The following is a 16,761-nucleotide window of genomic DNA, read 5'->3' as shown; positions in this document are numbered from 1 at the left end:
ATGGCAACCATCAAAGATGTCGCAGCGCTGGCCGGTATTTCCTACACCACCGTGTCCCATGTGCTGAACAAGACCCGGCCCGTCAGCGAGCCGGTACGGCAGAAGGTCGAAGACGCGATCCGCCAGCTGGACTACGTGCCCAGCGCCGTGGCGCGTTCGCTGAAAGCGCGCAGCACCGCCACCATCGGCCTGCTGGTGCCCAACAGCGTCAACCCGTACTTTGCCGAGCTGGCCCGGGGCATCGAGGATGCCTGCGAGCGCAACGGCTACTGCGTGATTTTGTGCAACTCGGACGACAACCCGCAAAAGCAGCGCAACTACCTGCGCGTGCTGCTGGAAAAGCGCATCGACGGGCTGGTAGTCGGCTCGGTAGGCCAGGACGACGACCTGCTGCAGAGCCTGGCCGGCGTGCGCACGCCGATGGTGATCGTCGACCGCGAGCTTGAAGGCGTGGATGCCGACCTGGTGCGCATCGACCACGAACAGGGCGCTTACCTGGCCACCCGGCACCTGCTGGAGCTGGGCCACCGCGATATCGCCTACATCGGCGGCCCGGCGCACACCGGGGTGACCCAGCTGCGCCTGGGCGGCTTCCATCGCGCCCTGGGCGAGGCCGGTGTGCCGGTAATACCCGGCCGTGTGCAGCACTGCGACTTTACCAGCCCGGGTGGCCATGCCGCCGCCGCGGCCCTGCTCGGCGGCAAGCGGCCCACGGCCATCTTCGCCGGTAACGACATGATCGGGTTTGGCGTATTGCGCGCGGCGGCTGAGCGCAATATCAGCGTTCCTGCCGAGCTGTCGGTGATCGGTTTTGACGATATCGAACTCAGCCGCTACGTGTATCCACCCTTGACCACGGTCGGCCAGTCCATCCGCGAACTGGGCGAGAGCGCCGCGTCGCTGCTGCTGGCGCGTATCGTTGCGCCGCGTGTTGGCCAGGCGGAGCAACGCATCGTGGCCCCACGCATTGTGCTGCGCGAATCCACCGGGCCGCGCCCGGACTTGTTCAACGATCACCGCTAAGGAAATGTCATGAGTGCGAAGGTGGTGGTAGTCGGCAGTTTGAACATGGACCTGGTGGCGCGCGCCCAGCGCCTGCCCCGGCCCGGTGAGACGCTGGCCGGCGACCGTTTTTTTACCGCCCCGGGCGGCAAGGGTGCCAACCAGGCCGTTGCGGTGGCGCGGCTGGGCGGCAGCGTGGCCATGGTCGGCAGCGTGGGCGATGACGGCTACGGCCAGCAACTGCGGGACGGCCTGGCGGCCGAGGGTATCGATTGCCAGGGCGTGATTACCTGCCCGGGCGTGTCCAGTGGCGTGGCGCTGATTACCGTGGATGCGGCCAGCCAGAACTGCATCGTCATCATCCCGGGCGGCAACGGCTTGCTGACACCGCAGGCGGTTCAGCGCTTCGACGCGCTGCTGCAAGCAGCCGAAGTGGTGATCTGCCAGCTGGAGGTGCCGCTGGAAACGGTCGCCTGGACCCTGGCCAGGGCCCATGAGCTGGGCAAGCAGGTCATCCTCAACCCGGCGCCTGCCAGTGGCCCGCTGCCGGCACCGTGGTACCCGCACATCAACTACCTCACGCCCAACGAAAGCGAGGCCGAGGCGCTGACCGGCATACCGGTCAACGACCAGGCCAGCGCGCTACAGGCAGGTGAGCGGCTGCTGGCGCTGGGCGCTGGCAAGGTGATCATCACCCTTGGCGCGCAGGGCGCGCTGCGGGTGAGCGCTGATGGGCACCAGCACTACCCGGCGCCGGTGGTGCAGCCGCTGGACACCACGGCTGCCGGTGACACCTTCATTGGCGGCTTCGCGGCCGGCCTGGTGCGCGGGCTGAAGGAGGGCGATGCCATCGCGTTCGGCCAGCGCGCCGCGGCGCTGTCGGTGACCCGCGCCGGGGCCCAACCCTCCATTCCCCATCTGGCCGAGGTCGCGCCATGAAAAAGACACCACTGCTGAACGTCGCCCTGTCCCGCACCATTGCGGGCATGGGGCATGGCGATATCCTGGTGATCGGCGATGCCGGCCTGCCGGTGCCCCCCGGGGTGGAGCTGATCGACCTGGCAGTCACGCCCGGCCTGCCTGACTTTGCCAACGTTTTGCGGGTGGTGTTGAGCGAATTGCAGGTGGAGCGCCACGTGCTGGCCGAGGAAATGCAAACGGTGGTACCCCCGGCGCTGGTGGAAATCGAGCGCCTGAAAGGCAAGCTGGGCAAGCGTGAATGGCTGGACCACGAGGCCTTCAAGGTGCTGTCGCGCAGTGCCCGCGCCATCGTGCGCACTGGTGAATGCCAGCCCTACAGCAATATTGCACTGATCTCCGGGGTCACGTTCTGAGCCCTGGCTAGCCACAACCCATTGGCAACAGGAGTGCCATCATCATGCTGAAACCCCTGCTACAAGGTATCGCCTTCATGGCCGCAGCGTCGAGCGTTCAAGCCGCCCCCATCGACCTGATCATCGACACAGACCCCGGTGCGGACGATGTGGTGGCGCTGTTCCTGGCCATGGCGTCGCCGGATGAACTCAAGGTCCGCGCCATCACCACGGTGGCTGGCAACGTGCGGCTGGAGAAAACCTCGCGCAATGCCCGGCTGGCCCGTGAGTGGGCGGGCCGCGAGGATATCCCGGTGTATGCCGGTGCTGGCCGGCCCCTGGTGCGCGCGCCCATCTACGCTGCCGAAGTGCACGGGGAGGAGGGCATCACCGGCGTGCAGGTGCACGAGCCGGCCAAGCCCTTGGCGGCGGGCAACGCAGTGCAGTACCTGGTAGATACCCTGGGTGCTGCCAAGCCCCACAGCATCACGGTGGCGATGCTCGGCCCGCAGACCAACCTGGCACTGGCGCTGATCCAGCGCCCGGAAATTGCCCAGGGCATCAAGGAAGTGGTGGTGATGGGCGGTGCTCATTTCAACGGCGGTAACATCACGCCGGTTGCCGAATTCAACTTGTACGCAGACCCCCATGCCGCTCAAGTGGTGCTGGCCAGCGGCGTGCAGCTGACGTACTTGCCGCTGGATGTGACCCACAAGCTATTGACCAGCCAAGCGCGCCTCAAGCAACTGGCGGCCGTGAACACCCAGGCCAGCAAGCGCGTAGTAGACATACTCAATGCCTACATTACCCATGACATGCAGCTGTATGGCATGCCGGGCGGCCCGGTGCATGATGCCAGCGTGATCGCCTACCTGCTGAAGCCACAGATGTTCAGCGGCCGGCGCATTCACATGAGTGTCGACAGCCGCGAAGGGCCCACCTTCGGCCAGACGGTTGCCGACTGGTACGGCGTGCTCAAGCAACCTGCCAATGTAATGTGGGTGGAGGAGGGTGATGCCCAGGGCCTGTTCGACCTGCTGGCCGAGCGCCTGGCACGCCTCAAGTAGCGGGGCGGGGCGCGTAGCGCTCGACCACCTGGTCGATAAAGCTGCGCGCCGCTTCGCCGCCACGGTCACGCACCAGCAGGTCGACGGCGATCAGCAGCAGTTCTTCCGGGGTGCCGGGGCTGTACGCGCTCTGGCCCTCCGCCCATTTGACCTTGATGTCGGCATCGATGCTGTGGCTGCTCATGGAAGGCTCTCGCTTGCGGCCTGGACGAAAAAACGAACACCGGACCCTGGTATTCGCAGGAGGCACTATGCCTTCACTTCTCAAAGTAAATCATGACTTTGCAGGGCAAACCAAGGGGCCTTTGATTGTAGCGGTAAAATTCGGTCACGATTATGCCGCGCCTGACTCGGGGCGTTCAGGCAGACTCGGGCGGTTTTGCAACGAATTCCTGGTGCGATGGTCGGATCAGGCAGTTCCCATTCGATCTAGGAGGCTTCATGTTCCGTACCCGTGCTTTGTTGGCAACCCTGGCGGTGGCTGGTGTGCTGGCGGGTTGCAGCACTGGCGGTGATGCTGGTGGCACCCAGGCGCCGGCGGCACCGGCTGGCAACGACGGCCGCTGCGAGGCCAGTGGTGCCGATTTTGCCGTTGGCAAGCAAGGCAGCCCCGAGCTGCTGGAGCAGGCGCGCAAAGCCAGTGGCTCGCAAATGGCCCGTATCCTGAAGCCGCATGACGTGGTCACGCTGGAATACCGCTCCGAGCGCTTGAACCTGAACGTGGACGAGCAGGGCCGTGTTACCCGCGTGAACTGCGGTTAACCCTTAACACCTGGCTGGCTGGCTCTCAAGGCAGCCAGCAGCAACCTGTGGGAGCAACTGTCTCCCACAAAATCTCAAAGCTGGCGCAATCCACTTTGTGGGAGCGGCTTCAGCCGCGAACACCGGCGAAGCCGGTGCCACACACCGCGCTGCCTGCTTCGCGGGTAAACCCGCTCCCACAGGGAATGTGGTTTGCTTATTGAGCCACTGTCCGCGCGGTAGCGCAGTATGGATTAGTTGATTAAAAAGCCTGTGGAATTGTCTGTCTGCCAAAATTCTGAACGCTGGCATCTATCTTGTGGGAGCAACTGTCTCCCACAAAATCTCAAAGCTGGCGCAAGCCCTGTGGGAGCGGCTTTAGCCGCGAACACCGGCGGAGCCGGTGCCACACACCGCGCTCCCTGCTTCGCGGGTAAACCCGCTCCCACAGGGTTAAACCAATCAGCCCAAAAAAAACCCGCCACAAGGGCGGGTTTTTTACAGCTATCCGAATTACTCCGGACGAACCTGTGCAGCCTGCATGCCCTTCTGGCCGCGCTCGGCGACGAAGGAAACAGTCTGGCCTTCTTTCAGGCTCTTGAAGCCGTCAGATTCGATGGCCTTGAAGTGAACGAACAGGTCGTCGCCGCCGCCTGCTGGGGTGATGAAGCCGAAGCCTTTCTCATCATTGAACCATTTGACGGTGCCGGTTTGGCGATTGGACATGGGTGAATCTCCAGAACATTTAGTATTTTCGGTGGTGCAATGCGGCCGAGGCTACGGAGCACGATGTACATCATAGTCTAATTCTGCGCATCTAGCGCCTTTTACCTGAGCCGGATGTTGATCCAGCGCAATCAACGGGTGGATTGCGCTGGCGGCAGGGCTTCAGCTTTTAGGTGCGCAGGCTTGCTGCACAACGCTCTGTGCCCGCTGCATCAGCTTGGCGTCCACGCCATCCTTGCTGTCCAGGTCAGCAATTTCTTTGTCGCTGAAATTTTTCTTGATCGCTTGCGCGCCACATTCGCAGTGCTTTTTCGCCGCGGCGGCGTCAACGCCCTGGCCGCTGGCCACCTGCGTGCATTGGGCCATGTAGGCACCCTCCTTGCCGGCAGGGAAATTGCCAGCGTTCGCAGCCATTGGCAGCAGCAGTGCGCCAGCGGCCGCCAGGGCCAGAAGAGACGGAACTCGCATAACCGGTTACTCCTTGGGGTTGGTTCTCATCAAGAGTAGGTTGCTTCCGAAAGTCTGATAGGAAACTTACCGGGTAAGTTCACCTGAAACTGCAATTTCCAAATAAATCTGCCTGGCGCAAGAGGTGCGTGCTAGCATGCTCGGCTCGCAGCTAACAGCATGCAGCCTGTAGCTGTTTTTTCCAGTCATCTGGTTCGTCCCTCGCAAGCCGAAAGGCTTCTGCCACTGTGAGGCAGGCTTCCCGTCAACGGAAGGCAGGTCGGATCTTGTACTGGCTCATCCCAACCCACGTGACCTTTGGTAGGGGTCACCACTAGGAGAGGAGGCGCCATGCCCACCATTACTCTTCCCGATGGCAGTCAACGTTCGTTCGATCATGCCGTGTCCGTAGCTGAAGTTGCCGCGTCCATCGGCGCCGGCCTGGCCAAGGCCACCGTCGCCGGCAAGGTCGACGGCAAGCTGGTCGATGCCTGCGACCTCATTCAGAACGACGCCAAGCTGCAGATCATCACCCCTAAAGATGAAGAGGGACTGGAGATCATCCGTCACTCGTGCGCCCACCTGGTCGGCCACGCGGTGAAACAGCTGTACCCGACCGCCAAGATGGTGATCGGCCCGGTGATCGACGAAGGCTTCTATTACGACATCGCCTTCGAGCGCCCCTTCACCCCTGATGACCTGGCCGCCATCGAAAAGCGCATGCAGCAGCTGATCGAGAAGGACTACGACGTCATCAAGAAGATGACCCCGCGCGCAGAAGTCATCGATGTGTTCACCGCCCGTGGCGAAGACTACAAGCTGCGCCTGGTCGAAGACATGCCCGATGAGCAGGCCATGGGCCTGTACTATCACGAAGAATACGTCGACATGTGCCGTGGCCCGCACGTGCCAAACACGCGCTTCCTCAAAGCATTCAAGCTGACCAAGCTGTCCGGCGCCTACTGGCGTGGCGATGCCAAGAACGAGCAGCTGCAACGTGTGTACGGCACCGCCTGGGCTGACAAGAAGCAGCTGGCGGCCTACATCCAGCGCATCGAAGAAGCCGAAAAACGCGACCACCGCAAAATCGGCAAGCAGCTCGACCTGTTCCACCTGCAGGAAGAAGCCCCGGGCATGGTGTTCTGGCACGCCAACGGCTGGACCGTGTACCAGGTGCTTGAGCAGTACATGCGCGCCGTGCAGCGCGAAAATGGCTACCAGGAAATCAAGACCCCGCAAGTGGTCGACCGTATTCTGTGGGAGCGTTCCGGCCACTGGTCCAACTACGCCGAGAACATGTTCACCACCTCGTCGGAAAGCCGCGACTACGCGGTAAAACCGATGAACTGCCCGTGCCACGTGCAGGTGTTCAACCAGGGCCTGAAAAGCTACCGCGACCTGCCGCTGCGCCTGGCCGAGTTCGGTGCCTGCCACCGTAACGAGCCCTCCGGTGCCTTGCACGGCATCATGCGCGTACGTGGCTTTGTGCAGGATGACGCGCACATCTTCTGCACCGAAGAACAGGTGAAGAAAGAAGCCGCCGACTTCATCAAGCTGACCCTGGACGTGTACAAGGACTTCGGCTTCACCGACGTCGCCATGAAGCTGTCCACCCGCCCGGCCAAACGTGTGGGCTCCGAAGAGCTGTGGGACCGTGCCGAAGGTGCACTGGCCGACGCCCTGAACGAGTCGGGCCTGGAATGGGAATACCAGCCGGGCGAGGGCGCCTTCTACGGGCCCAAGATCGAGTTCACCCTGCGCGACTGCCTGGGCCGTAACTGGCAGTGCGGTACCCTGCAGTACGACCCGAACCTGCCCGAGCGCCTGGACGCCAGCTACATTGCCGAAGACAACGCCCGCAAGCGCCCGGTGATGCTGCACCGCGCCATCCTCGGTTCGTTCGAACGCTTCATCGGCATGCTCATCGAGCACTACGCGGGTGTGTTCCCGGCGTGGCTGGCACCTACCCAGGCCGTGATCATGAACATCACCGACAAACAGGCCGATTTCGCCCTTGAAGTGGAGAAATCTCTGAACGGTAGCGGTTTCCGTGCCAAGTCGGACTTGAGAAATGAGAAAATCGGCTTTAAAATCCGCGAGCATACTTTGCTCAAGGTCCCGTACCTTTTGGTTATAGGGGACCGCGAAGTCGAAACGCAAACCGTAGCCGTGCGTACTCGCGAAGGCGCAGACCTGGGCTCCATGCCCGTCGCGCAATTCGCTGAGCTTCTGACACAAGCGGTTTCCCGGCGTGGTCGCCAAGAATCGGAGTAATGACTATTAAGCGTGAAATGAGAAACGATAAGCGTGCTGTACCGAAGGCCCCGATCAACGAGAATATCTCGGCCCGCGAGGTTCGGTTAATTGGCGCAGACGGCGAGCAGGTTGGCATCGTCTCGATTGATGAAGCGCTGCGTATCGCTGATGAAGCGAAGCTGGACCTGGTAGAAATCTCTGCAGACGCGGTACCGCCTGTCTGCAAGGTCATGGACTACGGCAAGCACCTCTTCGAGAAGAAGAAGCAGGCCAACGAAGCCAAGAAAAACCAGAAGCAAATCCAGATCAAAGAAATCAAGTTTCGTCCAGGGACGGAGGATGGGGATTACCAGGTAAAACTACGCAACCTGGTACGTTTCCTTACCGATGGGGACAAGGCCAAGATCTCTCTGAGATTCCGTGGTCGTGAGATGGCCCACCAGGAGCTGGGCATGGAGCTGTTGAAGCGGGTCGAAGCCGACCTCGCCGAATACGGCACCGTTGAGCAGCATCCGAAGATGGAAGGACGCCAGCTTATGATGGTCATCGCCCCCAAGAAAAAGAAGTAATCTCCCGGGCACGGCAGGCCTGATGATTATGTGTAATTTTATCGAATGCGGAGTTCCAACATGCCAAAAATGAAAACCAAGAGCGGTGCTGCGAAGCGCTTCCTGAAGACAGCTTCGGGCTTCAAGCACAAGCACGCTTTCAAGAGCCACATCCTGACCAAAATGTCGACCAAGCGTAAGCGTCAACTGCGCGGTGCCAGCTTGCTGCACCCGTCTGACGTGGCAAAAGTCGAGCGCATGCTGCGCGTTCGTTAATTCTGGTTAAGATAGAGGAAGTTACTCATGGCTCGTGTTAAGCGTGGCGTCATCGCTCGTAAGCGTCACAAGAAAATTCTGAAACTGGCTAAAGGTTACTACGGTGCACGCTCGCGCGTATTCCGCGTAGCCAAGCAAGCGGTCATCAAGGCAGGCCAATACGCCTACCGCGACCGTCGCCAGAAGAAGCGTCAGTTCCGCGCACTGTGGATCGCTCGTATCAACGCCGGTGCCCGCACCAACGGTCTGTCCTACAGCCGTCTGATTGCTGGCCTGAAAAAGGCTTCGATCGAAATCGACCGTAAGGTTCTGGCCGATCTGGCAGTGAACGAAAAAGCGGCGTTTGCTGCGATTGTCGAGAAAGCTAAAGCCGTTCTGGCTTAAGTACCCGCGACAATCACCCGGCGGCGCCAGCGTCGCCGGGCATTGAACGTCATCGATAGGGGAAGAGCCTTCAAAGCTCTTCCCCTATTTTCGTATCTGGAGTCTGTACATGGAAAACCTGGATGCGCTGGTCTCCCAAGCCCTGGAGGCCGTGGAGCGCGCTGAAGACATCAATGCCCTGGAACAGATCCGGGTCAATTACCTCGGCAAGAAAGGCGAGCTGACCCAGGTGATGAAGACCCTGGGCAACCTGCCAGCCGAAGAGCGCCCCAAAGTGGGTGCGCTGATCAACGACGCCAAAGAGCGCGTCACCGTGGTGCTCAACGCACGCAAGGCCGCCTTCGAAGAGGCCGAGCTCAGCGCGCGCCTGGCTGCCGAGTGCATTGATGTGACCCTGCCAGGCCGTGGCCAGGCCACCGGTGGCCTGCACCCCATCACCCGTACACTCGAGCGCATCGAGCAGTTCTTCACCCACATTGGCTACGGCATTGCCGAAGGCCCCGAGGTGGAAGACGACTACCACAACTTCGAAGCGCTCAACATCCCCGGCCACCACCCGGCGCGGGCGATGCACGACACCTTCTACTTCAACGCCAACATGCTGCTGCGCACCCACACCTCGCCGGTACAGGTACGCACCATGGAGTCCACCCAGCCGCCGATTCGCATCGTCTGCCCGGGCCGCGTATACCGCTGCGACTCCGATATCACCCACTCGCCGATGTTCCACCAGGTTGAAGGCCTGCTGATCGACCGCGGCATCAACTTCGCCGACCTCAAGGGCACCATCGAAGAGTTCCTGCGGGTGTTCTTCGAAAAAGAACTGGCCGTGCGCTTCCGTCCGTCGTTCTTCCCCTTCACCGAGCCGTCCGCCGAAGTCGACATCCAGTGCGTGATGTGTTCCGGCAAAGGCTGCCGCGTGTGCAAGCAAACCGGCTGGCTGGAAGTGATGGGCTGCGGCATGGTGCACCCGAACGTGCTGCGCATGTCTGGCATAGACCCAGAAGAGTTCCAGGGCTTCGCCTTCGGCATGGGCGCCGAGCGCCTGGCCATGTTGCGGTATGGCGTCAACGATTTGCGTCTGTTCTTCGATAACGACCTGCGGTTCCTTGCCCAATTCCGCTAGGCCCATCGACGCACATTCTAGGAGAACAGCATGAAATTCAGTGAACAGTGGCTGCGCGGTTGGGTAAACCCGCAAGTCTCCCGTGATGAACTGGTTGCCCGCCTGTCCATGGCCGGCCTTGAAGTCGACAGCGTAACCCCCGCTGCCGGCCAGTTCACCGGCATTGTGGTGGGCGAAATCCTATCCACCGAACAACACCCGGACGCCGACAAGCTGCGCGTGTGCCAGGTGAGCAACGGCCAGGACACCTTCCAGGTGGTGTGCGGCGCCCCCAACGCCCGCCCAGGCATCAAGATCCCGTTCGCCATGATCGGTGCCGAGCTGCCAGGCGACTTCAAGATCAAGAAGGCCAAGCTGCGCGGCGTCGAGTCGTTCGGCATGCTCTGCTCGGCCGCCGAGCTGCAGATCAGCGAAGAAAACGACGGCCTGCTGGAACTGGCAGCCGACGCCCCGGTGGGCGACGACATCCGCCAGTACCTGAGCCTGGACGACGCCAGCATCGAGATCGGCCTCACCCCCAACCGTGGTGACTGCCTGTCCATCGCTGGCCTGGCCCGCGACGTCAGCGCCCTGTACGACGTGCCCGTCACCCGCCCGCTGGTGCCTGCCGTGGTGGCCGCCCACGACGAAGTGCGCCCGGTCGACGTCAGCGCACCGGCTGCCTGCCCGCGCTACCTGGGCCGCGTCATCCGTAACGTCGACCTCAGCAAGCCCACCCCGCTGTGGATGGTCGAGCGCCTGCGCCGCAGCGACGTACGCAGCATCGACGCCGCCGTCGACATCACCAACTACGTGATGCTCGAACTCGGCCAGCCGATGCACGCCTTCGACCTGGCGGAAATCAACGGCGGCATCCGCGTACGCATGGCCGAAGAGGGCGAGAAGCTCGTGCTGCTCGACGGCCAGGAAGTCGCCCTGCGCGCCGACACCCTGGTGATCGCCGACCACACTCGCGCCCTGGCCATTGCCGGCGTGATGGGTGGCGAGCACAGCGGCGTGAACACCGAAAAAACCCGCGACCTGTTCCTGGAAAGCGCCTTCTTCGAGCCGATTTCCGTCGCCGGTAAAGCCCGTTCCTACGGCCTGCACACCGATGCCTCCCACCGCTACGAGCGCGGCGTAGACTCGCACCTGGCCCGCGAAGCCATGGAGCGCGCCACCGCCCTGTTGCTGGAGATTGTGGGCGGCGAAGCCGGCCCCATCGTCGAAGCCGTCAGCGAGCAGCACCTGCCCAACGTGGCTCCGGTGACCCTGCGGGCCGACCGCATCGCCCAGATGCTCGGCATGGACATGGACCCGGCCCAGGTCGAGCAACTGCTCACCAACCTCGGCCTGGGCATCCAGGCCGACGGGGCAGGGCAGTGGACCGTCACCGTGCCAAGCCACCGCTTCGACATCAGCCTGGAAGTCGACCTGATCGAAGAGCTGGCCCGCCTGTACGGCTACAACAACCTGCCCGTGCGCTACCCGCAGGCCCGCCTGGCCCCGCAAGCCCGCCCGGAAACCCGTGGCGAGCTGCCCACCCTGCGCCGCCTGATGGTCGCCCGCGGTTACCAGGAAGCCATCACCTACAGCTTCATCGACCCGAAACTGTTCGAGCTGTTCAGCCCCGGCGTGCAGCCGCTGCTGCTGGCCAACCCCATCTCCAACGACATGGCCGCCATGCGCGCCTCGTTGTGGCCGGGCCTGGTGAAGGCACTGCAGCACAACCTGAACCGCCAGCAAGACCGCGTGCGCCTGTTTGAAAGCGGCCTGCGCTTTGTCGGCCAGCTGGGTGACCTGCAGCAAGAACCGATGATCGCCGGCGTAGTCACTGGCAGCCGCCTGCCAGAAGGCTGGGCCAACGGCCGCGACACTATCGACTTCTTCGACGTGAAGGCCGACGTGGAAGCCCTGCTGGGCTACACCGGTGCCCTCAGCGACTTCACCTTCGCTGCCGGCAAACACCCCGCCCTGCACCCAGGCCAAACCGCTGAAATTCAGCGCGACGGCAAGCTGGTCGGTTACCTTGGCGCCCTCCACCCAGAGCTCGCCAAAGCCCTGGACCTGGACCGCCCGGTGTTCGTGTTCGAGCTGGTGCTGGCCCAGGTAGTGGAAGGCCGCCTGCCCACATTCAGCGAACTGTCCAAGTTCCCGGAAACCCGTCGTGACCTGGCGTTAATTGCAGGACGTGATGTAGCTTCTCAGGACGTGCTTGACGTAATTCGTGACAATGCAGGCGAATGGCTCACAGACCTCAGGCTGTTTGATGTGTACCAGGGTAAAGGTATTGATCCTGATAGAAAAAGCCTGGCCGTCGGCTTGACCTGGCAGCATCCATCGCGCACTCTTAACGACGATGAGGTGAACACTACCCTGCAGAACATCCTCACCTCGCTAGAACAAAGGTTGAACACCACGTTAAGGAAATAACGGCATGGGTGCTCTGACGAAAGCTGAGATGGCCGAAAGGCTGTACGAGGAGCTGGGGCTTAACAAGCGTGAGGCCAAGGAGCTGGTCGAGCTGTTTTTCGAAGAAATTCGGCACGCACTTGAAGAGAACGAGCAGGTGAAGCTATCGGGTTTCGGTAACTTCGACCTTCGCGACAAACGCCAGCGGCCGGGCCGCAACCCCAAAACCGGGGAAGAAATCCCGATCACCGCACGGCGCGTCGTCACCTTTCGTCCAGGGCAGAAGTTGAAGGCCCGGGTTGAGGCCTATGCTGGAACCAAGCCATAACGACGAACTGCCCCCCATCCCGGGCAAACGGTACTTCACCATTGGTGAAGTGAGCGAACTTTGCGCCGTTAAGCCGCACGTGCTGCGGTATTGGGAGCAGGAGTTCGACCAACTCAACCCTGTGAAGCGGCGGGGCAACCGGCGGTATTACCAGCGCCAAGACGTGCTGATGATCCGCCAGATCCGTGCCCTGCTGTACGACCAGGGCTTCACCATTGGCGGGGCGCGGTTGCGGCTTTCCAGTGATGAGGTGAAGGATGAGTCAAGCCAGTACAAGCAGCTGATTCGGCAGATGATTGTTGAGTTGGAGGATGTGTTGGTGGTGTTGAAGAAGTGACCTTGGTTGATGATTGATGGATTTTTTTGAAAAAAAGCTTCCATTAATCAAAAGGTTAGGGTATCTTCTTCATCGTTCTCAGCGGTAAGGGGAACATGCTTCAAAGCCCAGTCGGGGCGTAGCGCAGCCCGGTAGCGCACTTGCATGGGGTGCAAGGGGTCGAGTGTTCGAATCACTCCGTCCCGACCATTATTGAAAACGAGAAAGCCACCTTCGGGTGGCTTTTTTGTTGTTTGGGTTTTGAAGATGGGCGGGTTGGGGGAGATTAGCTTCGCGTTTTGGTTTGTTCGGGTGGTTCCGCATCGCCGGGGTAATCTGAAACAAGTCGGTATCTATTTGTTTTGGCTGGTGAACAAATGTTTGGTCAACTCGCTTGGAATACCAGTTGGAACGCTGCGTGGCCTGGATTCCGATGGACGGTGCTGTTTGAGCTCCGCCCCATTAGCGAGTTAGCATCGAATCTATCAAAAACCGAGCTTGAGCTTACTTCAGCCCAACATGCCTCTCATGCTCTGCTGCAACGAAGACTTAAGCGCTTCATCACTGGCTACCAGCCGGTAAAGCTCTAGGTCTTGGCGGCGGCGCATCAGCATGACTTCCTCGAAAATCTTCTCGAACGCCAGTGCACGATGGTCTTCGTCCTGGCTCTTTTGGTACTTTGGCTCAAAGTCCGGATGTTCCTGAATGCCCTTTAGAATACTCAGGAATTTCACGCGCTTTTCTTCCGTGGTCACACCCCAGCCCTGGAACCAACGCTCGTTGAAGCTCTGGATGATTTGGTCCAGCAGGTCTTTCTCCTGCTCACCACCATGTACCCCACGCGGATTTGGGTTGGCTGGGTCCAGCTCGGTTTCCGCATCATCCAACGCAATGCTGTGGTTCAACTTGACCCGTTCCAGCCCATAGGACGCGAGATCAACCGAGTTAAGCAGAGCGTCGATTTCGTCGGCGTCTTTGTCCTGCACTTTGAGTTTCGGGATCAGAAACTTGAGGAACCAGAATAGTTTTTCCCAGGCCGCAATCTCATACGGCATGATCGAGGCCATCTGGCCGTAGATCTTCACGAACTGCTTGGCCTTGATCTTGAAATCGACCTTGGCCTCCTCCTCTAGCTCTAGTTCCACGTCGAAGCGCTCAGCGGCGATATCGATCAGCACAGCCAGCTTTTCAGCATCGACGTTGTCGAAATACTGCGTGGCAAATGCCTCTACTTCCGGCCACTCGTAGACGCCGACCTCGTCCAGCTGGTCCTTGAGTTCGTGCAGCACATTGATATCCGTCGCTCCGGATAGGCTGGTAGCCGTGTAGAACGGGTCGAAGGAGGCTTTGATGTCCTCCACCTGGTTGAAGAAATCCAGAACGAACAGGTCTTCGGTCTTCTTGCCCCACTTCGGCGCAGCACGATTAAGGCGAGACAGCGCTTGCACAGCGAGTACGTACTGCAGCTTCTTGTCCACGTACATGGCACACAGCTTAGGCTGATCGAAGCCTGTCAGGTACTTGTTGGCCACTACCAGCAATCGGTATTCGTCGGTGTCGAATTTGTCTCGCGTATCTGCTTCGGCGAAGCCGTTGATGCCGGCTTCGGTGTACTCGATACCATCAACCAATTTTTCGCCGGAGAAGGCAATTAGCGCCTTGAACGGGTTGCCGCGAGCGACCAACAAGCGGCTGATTGCCCTGTGATAACGGATGGCAGCTTCGATGTTTTGGGTTATGACCATGCCCTTGGCCTGGCCCTTAAGCTTTTTCGGCGTGACCACCTGTTCTATAAAATGCTCCAGCATCACTTCGGCCTTAACATCGATGGTCTGCTGGTCGCGCTCGACATAGGCGCGTAACTTCTTCTGTGCTTTCAGCGTGTCAAACAGCGGATTGTCCTCGATGGACTTCTGAATTTCGTAGTAGCTACGGTATGTGGTGTAGTTGGCCAGCACATCGAGGATAAAGCCCTCTTCAATGGCCTGCTTCATTGAGTACAGGTGGAAGGGCGTGAAGCGGCCATCGGCCAGCTGCTCGCCGAACTTCTCCAGCGTGCTGTTTTTCGGCGTGGCGGTGAAGGCGAAGTACGAGGCATTGCCGCGCATCTTGCTGTTCTTGATGGCGCTGAGGATCTTCTCCTGAGTATCGTCTTGCTCGTCGCCGCCCATCACCTTGTTCATCGTGCCGTGGCTGCTACCGTCCTGCGAGCTGTGTGCCTCGTCAATGATCACGGCAAAGCGTTTGCCGGCCATGTCGTCGATGCCATCCACGATCACCGGGAATTTCTGGATGGTGGTAATGATGATTTTTTTTCCCTGCTCCAGCGCCCGCTGGAGGTCAGAGGACTTCAGCGCCGGAGCGATGATGTTTTTCACCTCGGAGAACTCGCGGAGGTTCTCGCGCAATTGTTTGTCCAGCAGGCGGCGGTCGGTCACCACAATCACCGAGTCGAACAGCGGCACATCTAAAGCGCGCGCGCCGACAACCTCCAGCGAAGCCGGGTAGGTTTCAATCAACTGATAGGCTGCCCAAGTGATGGAGTTCGATTTGCCTGAGCCGGCCGAGTGCTGGATCAGATAGCGCTGACCCACGCCATGCTGGCTGGCATGCGTCACTAGGCGGCGCACCACATCCAGTTGGTGGTAACGCGGAAAGAACAGCGTACGCTTGGCCAATGTCATCTTGCTGCTGCCGTCCAGGCGCACGAAGTGCTGGATGATGTTGGCCACACTTTCGCGACTGAAAATCTCCTGCCACAGGTAGGCGCTCTTGTGCCCTGCGGGGTTGGGCGGGTTGCCAGCCCCGTGGTTATGGCCCTTGTTGAATGGCAGGAAGAAGGTCGCGACACCCGCCAACTTGGTGGTCATGTAGATCTCTTCGGTGTCTACCGTCATGTGCACTAGGCAGCGGCCGAATTGCAGTAACGGCTGGCCCGCGTCGCGGTCCTGTTTGTACTGCTTTTGCCCGTGATAACGGGCATTCTGGCCCGTCCAGGGATTCTTCAGTTCGAGCGTGGCGAAGGGCAAGCCATTCATAAACAGCACTAGATCGATCTCTTCCAGCGGATTACTCAGGGAGTAACGCACCTGGCGGGTGCTGCTAAAGATATTCGCCGCAAACTGCTGTCTGACCCGCTCCGAACTACTGGCAAGCGGTGCGGGATACATCAGGTTGAAGTGCACATCGTCGATGGCCAGGCCGCGCTTGAGCAGGTGCAGTGCGCCGTACTTCTTCGCCAGCCGGTCGAAGCGTTCGAGGATGCGCAAATCCCAATCTTCGTAGCGTTGCTTGAGACGCTTCAACTCTTCGCCCTGGCTAGCCTCAAGAAATTTCCACAAGCAACGGCTATCCACAGCGTATTGGGCATTGAAATCCTGAGCTCGGCCCAGTTGATACCCGTGGTTGAGGCCCGTTGGCACGGGTACTGCGCTGTCACAGCCAAGTGCCTGCTCTTCTAGGCATGTGCCGGTCAGGTATTTCTCGATGTTAGCTTCCAGCGCCTGTTCGTTAGTCTTGCTTACCATGCCGGCTTCCTTGTGCCTGTTCTTTCTTATCTTTGCCAGGCGAGCCCGGCGCGGGGTTAAAAGTCTAAAACTACCCAGCTAACGTGGGCAGACATTCGCCGCTGCTTACCTGACAGTGCAACGATTAACAGAGCTGGCCCACAGCCTCCTGAATGTCTAACAATTCGGCAGATCCGTCTAGCGCAATCTGTTTAGTCAAATGAGTACACACCATGCCTGCGGGTATTATTTGTGTGCGCCAACCCGCCCCACGCCCCATAAATGTGTCAAAGCCTGCCCCTAGGTTTGATGACTCCTGACTTTTTCAAGGCTA

General features: G+C 60.3%; 17 protein-coding genes and 1 tRNA gene. 14 read left to right on the top strand and 4 right to left on the bottom strand.

Going from position 1 to position 16,761, the window contains the following annotated elements; translation table 11 throughout:
• From PPA02S_RS13090 to PPA02S_RS13075, 4 genes are read left to right on the top strand one after another with little or no spacing between them, the layout of a single operon-like run.
• Window positions 1-1,023 carry a LacI family DNA-binding transcriptional regulator gene (locus PPA02S_RS13090; RefSeq protein ID WP_028633368.1) on the top strand — a complete coding sequence of 341 codons (1,023 nt, stop codon included), beginning with the start codon at window positions 1-3 and terminating at the stop codon, window positions 1,021-1,023.
• A gap of 9 nt (window positions 1,024-1,032) precedes the next feature.
• Window positions 1,033-1,941 (top strand): ribokinase, encoded by a 909-nt coding sequence (gene rbsK / locus PPA02S_RS13085; protein ID WP_028633367.1) that lies wholly within the window; start codon window positions 1,033-1,035, stop codon window positions 1,939-1,941.
• A complete protein-coding gene (rbsD, locus tag PPA02S_RS13080; protein ID WP_028633366.1) occupies window positions 1,938-2,336 on the top strand; it encodes a D-ribose pyranase in 399 nt (132 codons plus the stop codon). The genes rbsK and rbsD overlap by 4 nt, the downstream gene beginning before the upstream one ends.
• Before the next feature lie 44 nt (window positions 2,337-2,380).
• A complete protein-coding gene (locus tag PPA02S_RS13075) occupies window positions 2,381-3,382 on the top strand; it encodes a nucleoside hydrolase (RefSeq protein WP_028633365.1) in 1,002 nt (333 codons plus the stop codon).
• Here the strand turns inward: PPA02S_RS13075 and PPA02S_RS13070 are convergent.
• Window positions 3,375-3,566, bottom strand: a complete 192-nt coding sequence (locus PPA02S_RS13070; protein ID WP_028633364.1) for a hypothetical protein — start codon at window positions 3,564-3,566, stop codon at window positions 3,375-3,377. The genes PPA02S_RS13075 and PPA02S_RS13070 overlap by 8 nt on opposite strands.
• Window positions 3,567-3,823: 257 nt before the next feature.
• Between PPA02S_RS13070 and PPA02S_RS13065 the strand changes: the two genes are divergently transcribed.
• A complete protein-coding gene (locus PPA02S_RS13065; RefSeq protein WP_028633363.1) occupies window positions 3,824-4,144 on the top strand; it encodes an I78 family peptidase inhibitor in 321 nt (106 codons plus the stop codon).
• Between the two features lie 492 nt (window positions 4,145-4,636).
• Here the strand turns inward: PPA02S_RS13065 and PPA02S_RS13060 are convergent, their stop codons facing one another.
• Together PPA02S_RS13060 and PPA02S_RS13055 are read right to left on the bottom strand one after the other, a co-directional pair.
• Entirely contained in the window at window positions 4,637-4,849 is a 213-nt protein-coding gene (locus PPA02S_RS13060; RefSeq protein WP_028633362.1) for a cold-shock protein, read from the bottom strand.
• Between the two features lie 162 nt (window positions 4,850-5,011).
• Window positions 5,012-5,317, bottom strand: a complete 306-nt coding sequence (locus PPA02S_RS13055; protein WP_028633361.1) for a hypothetical protein — start codon at window positions 5,315-5,317, stop codon at window positions 5,012-5,014.
• Between the two features lie 330 nt (window positions 5,318-5,647).
• On the opposite strand from PPA02S_RS13055, the gene thrS reads away from it, so the two are divergent.
• The 9 genes from thrS to PPA02S_RS13010 all read left to right on the top strand — a co-directional run bounded on the left by thrS (window position 5,648) and on the right by PPA02S_RS13010 (window position 13,131).
• Window positions 5,648-7,570, top strand: a complete 1,923-nt coding sequence (thrS, locus tag PPA02S_RS13050) for a threonine--tRNA ligase (RefSeq protein ID WP_028633360.1) — start codon at window positions 5,648-5,650, stop codon at window positions 7,568-7,570.
• Window positions 7,570-8,121, top strand: a complete 552-nt coding sequence (infC, locus tag PPA02S_RS13045; RefSeq protein WP_012052879.1) for a translation initiation factor IF-3 — start codon at window positions 7,570-7,572, stop codon at window positions 8,119-8,121. The genes thrS and infC overlap by 1 nt, the downstream gene beginning before the upstream one ends.
• 60 nt (window positions 8,122-8,181) lie before the next feature.
• The gene (gene rpmI, locus PPA02S_RS13040) at window positions 8,182-8,376 is read left to right on the top strand and encodes a 50S ribosomal protein L35 (protein WP_003250667.1); all 195 of its coding nucleotides are present in this window, start codon (window positions 8,182-8,184) and stop codon (window positions 8,374-8,376) included.
• 27 nt (window positions 8,377-8,403) lie between these two features.
• The gene (rplT, locus tag PPA02S_RS13035; RefSeq protein ID WP_003250671.1) at window positions 8,404-8,760 is read left to right on the top strand and encodes a 50S ribosomal protein L20; all 357 of its coding nucleotides are present in this window, start codon (window positions 8,404-8,406) and stop codon (window positions 8,758-8,760) included.
• Window positions 8,761-8,869: 109 nt separating this feature from the next.
• Window positions 8,870-9,886, top strand: a complete 1,017-nt coding sequence (gene pheS, locus PPA02S_RS13030) for a phenylalanine--tRNA ligase subunit alpha (protein WP_028633359.1) — start codon at window positions 8,870-8,872, stop codon at window positions 9,884-9,886.
• Between the two features lie 30 nt (window positions 9,887-9,916).
• Complete coding sequence (gene pheT / locus PPA02S_RS13025; protein WP_028633358.1) at window positions 9,917-12,298, top strand: phenylalanine--tRNA ligase subunit beta; 2,382 nt, start codon at window positions 9,917-9,919, stop codon at window positions 12,296-12,298.
• A gap of 4 nt (window positions 12,299-12,302) precedes the next feature.
• Window positions 12,303-12,605, top strand: coding sequence for an integration host factor subunit alpha (gene ihfA / locus PPA02S_RS13020; protein ID WP_003250679.1), 303 nt, complete (start codon window positions 12,303-12,305; stop codon window positions 12,603-12,605).
• Entirely contained in the window at window positions 12,586-12,942 is a 357-nt protein-coding gene (locus tag PPA02S_RS13015; protein ID WP_014591553.1) for a MerR family transcriptional regulator, read from the top strand. The genes ihfA and PPA02S_RS13015 overlap by 20 nt, the downstream gene beginning before the upstream one ends.
• A gap of 112 nt (window positions 12,943-13,054) precedes the next feature.
• Window positions 13,055-13,131, top strand: a tRNA-Pro gene (locus tag PPA02S_RS13010).
• 299 nt (window positions 13,132-13,430) lie between these two features.
• Here the strand turns inward: PPA02S_RS13010 and PPA02S_RS13005 are convergent.
• A complete protein-coding gene (locus PPA02S_RS13005; protein ID WP_028633357.1) occupies window positions 13,431-16,448 on the bottom strand; it encodes a type I restriction endonuclease subunit R in 3,018 nt (1,005 codons plus the stop codon).
• Window positions 16,449-16,761 lie beyond the last annotated feature (313 nt).

Origin of the sequence: Pseudomonas parafulva NBRC 16636 = DSM 17004, from assembly GCF_000730645.1 — a bacterium.
In the GTDB taxonomy this organism is placed as follows: domain Bacteria; phylum Pseudomonadota; class Gammaproteobacteria; order Pseudomonadales; family Pseudomonadaceae; genus Aquipseudomonas; species Aquipseudomonas parafulva.
The sequence above is the reverse complement of the archived record's forward strand: the minus strand, read 5'-3'. Positions and strand labels throughout refer to the sequence as shown.